The sequence below is a fragment of the Pedococcus sp. NPDC057267 genome (assembly GCF_042668795.1).
GTDB lineage: Bacteria > Actinomycetota > Actinomycetes > Actinomycetales > Dermatophilaceae > Pedococcus.
On record NZ_JBHUYG010000166.1, the window covers coordinates 1 to 4,118 of the forward strand.

Genomic DNA, 4,118 nt, shown 5'->3' on the forward strand with positions numbered 1-4,118 from the left:
GGGCGGGTGACGAGGCACCCGCGGACGGCACCGTGGCCGACGTCGTCGCGCCCTGGGAGGGCGAGGCCGCGAGCTGGAACGTGGTCGTGTCGGACACCGGGTGGCCGTCGGCGCTGACGACCCGGAAGGCCACCGTGTAGCGGCCGTCCGCCAGGCCGGGGCGCAGCGCCTGTGTCACCACCGCGCCGTCGACCACCGCGCGCCCGCTGCCGACCGACCCGTCAGGGCCGGTGACCGTCACGGTCGCGAAGCTCTCGCTGATCGGGTCGTCGAAGGTGAGCACGACCTGCGTCGGGGCGGTGGTCAGCCGCGAACCGTCCTCGGGGGACACGGTCTTCAGCGCGGTGTGCGCGTCGGCCCCCACGGCGAAGACCACCTGCGCCAGCACCCCCAGCAGCAGGCCGAGCACCGCCGCCCAGACGGTGATGCGGACGACCTTCTGCTGGCGCTTGGTGGGGACGAACACGCCGTCCATGGTGCCGGACGGCGCCGCCGACGCGGCGAGGGCCCCCGACCTGTCGGTCGGGGGTCCTCGGTGTGGGGTGAGTGACGGGACTTGAACCCGCGACATCTGCGACCACAACGCAGCGCTCTACCAGCTGAGCTACACCCACCATGCGTCGCGGCCGGACGCTGCCGGCCGCTGAAGCGACGCCAATAGTACCCGTTCCCCGGGAGTGCTCGTGACCACCCCGCCCGGCCGGCGGCAGCAGCACCGGGGACGCGCGCCAGCAGCCGCGCGGCACGCGCCGTGGTGGGCCGCCGGCATACGCCCCGGCGTCAGCCGTGGTCGACCACGTGCTGGGCGGCGATCGACTTGGCGGTGTCGCTGTCCGGGCCGGGCGGCGGCACGAAGACGGCCTGCCGGTAGTAGCGCAGCTCGGCGATGGACTCGCGGATGTCGGCGAGCGCGCGGTGGCCGCCGGACTTCTTCGGGGCGTTGAAGTAGGCCCGCGGGTACCAGCGGCGGGACAGCTCCTTCACCGACGACACGTCGATGATCCGGTAGTGCAGGTGAGCCTCGAGCTCGGGCATGTCGCGGGCGAGGAACCCCCGGTCGGTGGCGACGGTGTTGCCGCCCAGCGGGGCCTTGCGGGGCTCGGGGACCCACTCGCGGACGTACGCGAGGACCTGGGCCTGCGCGTCCTCCATCGTCGTGCCGCTCGCCAGCTCGTCGAGCAGCCCCGAGGTCGTGTGCATGTCGCGCACGAACGGGTCCATCTGCTCGAGCGCCTCGGCCGGCGGGGCGATGACCACGTCGACGCCGTCGCCGAGCTGGTTGAGCTCGAAGTCGGTGACGAGGGCGGCCACCTCGATGAGGGCATCGTCGCGCAGGGACAGGCCCGTCATCTCGCAGTCGATCCAGACGATGCGGTCGTTGACGGAACGTTCGGTCGGGGTGCTCACGACCGCCACCTTATGGCGCGGGCCGCCGGGACGCGGGCCGGTCCCCAGGTGCTGCACTAGCCTGCCGCTCATGACCTGGGGACAGGAGCAGGGGTATGCCGGGCCGCCGGTGGCGGGCGCCGGGCCCGATCCGGGGGACTCCCGCCGCGGCAGCGGCCGCGCTGCCGTCCGGCGGTGGCTGCTCGGCGGCCTCGTCGTCGTCGGCTTCGCGATCGCCGCCGTCGTCCTCGCCGTCTACTACAACGCCACCCTCGGTGTGGTGACGACGCTGTTCGCGGTGCTGCTGGCCGCGATCCCGCTGGGCATCGTCATCCCGTCCTTCCTCTGGCTCGACCGCTTCGAGGCAGAGCCGAACCGCTACCTGCTCGTCGCGTTCCTCTGGGGCGCCCTCGTCGCTGCCCTGGCCGCCGGCGTCTTCAACACCGGGGCCAACATCGCCTTCCGCGCCGCCACCGGCGCGGACCACCCGGCGATGCTCGCCACCGCCATCTTCTCGGCACCGCTCGTGGAGGAGGCGGCCAAGGGCCTGCTCGTCCTGCTGGTCTGGCGGCTGCGGCGGCGCGAGTTCGACGGGATCATCGACGGGATCGTCTACGCCGGCGTGGTCGCGGCCGGGTTCGCCTTCACCGAGAACATCCAGTACCTGGGCATGGCGTATGCCGACGGGGGAGACCAGGCACTCACCGGCACGTTCATCGCGCGCTGCCTGTTCACCCCGTTCGCGCACCCGATGTTCACGGCCATGACCGGCATCGGCATCGGGGTCGCGGCCTCGACCCGCAGCCGCGCGCTCAAGGTGGTGGCCCCCTTGGGTGGCTACCTGCTGGGCGCCGCCCTGCACGCGCTGTGGAACCTCGCCGCCTTCAGCGGGGGCAACGGGCTGCTCGCGGTCTACCTCGTCGTCGAGGTGCCGATCTTCCTCGGCTTCGTCGTCCTCGTGGTCTGGGCGCGGCGGCGCGAGGGCCGGCTCATCGGCCGCTACCTGAGCCAGTACGCCGACGCCGGCTGGTTCAGCCGCGGTGAGGTGCAGATGCTCTCCACCATGTCGGGGCGTCGAGCGGCACGGGCGTGGGCCCGTGGTACCGGCGGACGCCGTGGCCTGGCCTCGATGCGCAGGTTCCAGGACGCGGCGTCCGAGCTCGCGCTGCTGCGGGCGCGGATGCAGCACAGCGCGGCCGACCGGGAGGCGCTGCAGACCGAGCGCGAGCTGCTCGGCTCCATCACGGCCGCCCGCCAGCGGTTCCTGTAGGCGTGTTCGCGGGAAGCCGGGTCCGTCGGGCCGCGCCCCGCGAGGAGGACGTGCGCTGCGCTCGCGAGCCCGCAGCGGCGTACTAGCGTGCACGGATGCGCACCCTCGACCTCGCCGAGTCCCTCCGACCCGACCTCGTCGCCCTGCGGCGCGAGCTGCACCGCTTCCCCGAGGTGGGGATGCACCTGCCGTTGACGCAGCAGGCCGTCGTCAACGCCCTCGCCGACCTCGACCTCGAGGTGACGCTGGGCCGCGACCTCTCCTCGGTAGTCGCCGTGCTGCGCGGCCGTGGCGGCGACCCCGAGGGCGAGCGACCGGTCGTCCTGCTGCGCGGCGACATGGACGCGCTCCCGGTGACAGAGGACCTGCCCCTGGAGTACGCGTCGAAGCACGACGGCGTCATGCACGCGTGCGGTCACGACCTGCACGTCGCCGGGCTCGTCGGCGCCGCGCGGATCCTGCACGAGCTGCGGGACGAGCTCGAGGGCGACGTGGTCCTCATGTTCCAGCCGGGGGAGGAGGGGCCCGGTGGGGCGAAGCCGATGATCGACGAGGGCCTGCTCGACATCGCCGGGCGCCGCGTCGACGCGGCATACGCCCTGCACGTCTACTCCTCCGAGCACCCGCGCGGCACGTGGTTCGGGCGCCCCGGCCCGCTCATGGCGGCCGCGGACGAGGTGTACGTGCGCATCGTCGGCGCCGGCGGCCACGGCTCGCAGCCGTTCCGGGCCAAGGACCCGATCCCCGTCGCGTGCGAGGTCGTGGTGGCGCTGCAGACGCTGGTGACGCGGCAGTTCGACGTCTTCGACCCGGTGGTGATCACCGTCGGCAAGTTCGTCGGCGGCACCAAGGACAACATCATCCCGGACGACGCGGTCTTCGAGGCGACCGTGCGCAGCCTGTCCCCGGAGAGCCGCTCCGAGGTGAGCCGGCGGATCGAGCAGCTCGCCACGGGCATCGCCGCCGCCCACGGGCTGACCGCCGAGGTGACGCACCTGCCGGGGTATCCCGTGACGGTCAACGACGAGGCCGAGTACGCGTTCGCCAAGGACACGATCGTCGACCTGTTCGGCGAGGACCGGTACACGCACCAGCGCGACCCGGAGATGGGCTCGGAGGACTTCTCGTTCGTCGGTGAGCTCGTTCCCAGCGCCTACGTCAACCTCAGCGCGTGCCCGGCCGAGGACTTCGCGTCGGCCCCCGACAACCACTCGCCGCGGGCCGACTTCGACGACTCGGTGGTGCCCGACGGCGCGGCCCTGCTCGCCGAGCTCGCCCTGCGCCGAAGTGCACAGCTGCGTGCGGGGATGCGCCCCTAGACTGTGCGGGCCCAGCCCCCGTAGCTCAGCTGGATAGAGCAAGGGCCTTCTAATCCCGAGGTCGCAGGTTCGAGTCCTGCCGGGGGCGCTGGACGGCGAAGCGGAGCGAGCCGTCAGCGACCCCGGTCAGGACGATGGGAGCC

Annotated in this window: 4 protein-coding genes and 2 tRNA genes; 3 read left to right on the plus strand and 3 right to left on the minus strand. The window is 72.8% G+C overall.

Annotation, left to right across the window (positions count from 1 at the left end):
- From ACFUC1_RS20270 to orn, 3 genes are all read right to left on the minus strand, one after another.
- Positions 1 to 466 (minus strand): copper resistance protein CopC (locus ACFUC1_RS20270; protein ID WP_379123057.1); only part of this gene is annotated, 466 nt, incomplete at its 3' end.
- 72 nt (positions 467 to 538) lie between these two features.
- Positions 539 to 614 (minus strand) — tRNA-His (locus ACFUC1_RS20275).
- 166 nt (positions 615 to 780) lie between these two features.
- On the minus strand, positions 781 to 1,407 hold the full coding sequence (gene orn, locus ACFUC1_RS20280) for an oligoribonuclease (RefSeq protein WP_379123059.1): 627 nt from the start codon (positions 1,405 to 1,407) through the stop codon (positions 781 to 783).
- Between the two features lie 70 nt (positions 1,408 to 1,477).
- On the opposite strand from orn, the gene ACFUC1_RS20285 reads away from it, so the two are divergent.
- The 3 genes from ACFUC1_RS20285 (at position 1,478) to ACFUC1_RS20295 (ending at position 4,063) form a co-directional block, all read left to right on the plus strand.
- Positions 1,478 to 2,656 (plus strand): PrsW family intramembrane metalloprotease, encoded by a 1,179-nt coding sequence (locus ACFUC1_RS20285; protein ID WP_379123061.1) that lies wholly within the window; start codon positions 1,478 to 1,480, stop codon positions 2,654 to 2,656.
- Between the two features lie 95 nt (positions 2,657 to 2,751).
- Positions 2,752 to 3,975 (plus strand): M20 family metallopeptidase, encoded by a 1,224-nt coding sequence (locus ACFUC1_RS20290; RefSeq protein WP_379123063.1) that lies wholly within the window; start codon positions 2,752 to 2,754, stop codon positions 3,973 to 3,975.
- A gap of 14 nt (positions 3,976 to 3,989) precedes the next feature.
- Positions 3,990 to 4,063, plus strand: a tRNA-Arg gene (locus tag ACFUC1_RS20295).
- The last annotated feature ends 55 nt before the right edge of the window (positions 4,064 to 4,118 follow it).

Coding starts and splice junctions, on each gene's coding strand:
- ACFUC1_RS20285 (WP_379123061.1), top strand. CDS start 1,478: ATGACCTGGGGACAGGAGCAGGGGTATGCCGGGCCGCCGGTGGCGGGC.
- ACFUC1_RS20290 (WP_379123063.1), top strand. CDS start 2,752: ATGCGCACCCTCGACCTCGCCGAGTCCCTCCGACCCGACCTCGTCGCC.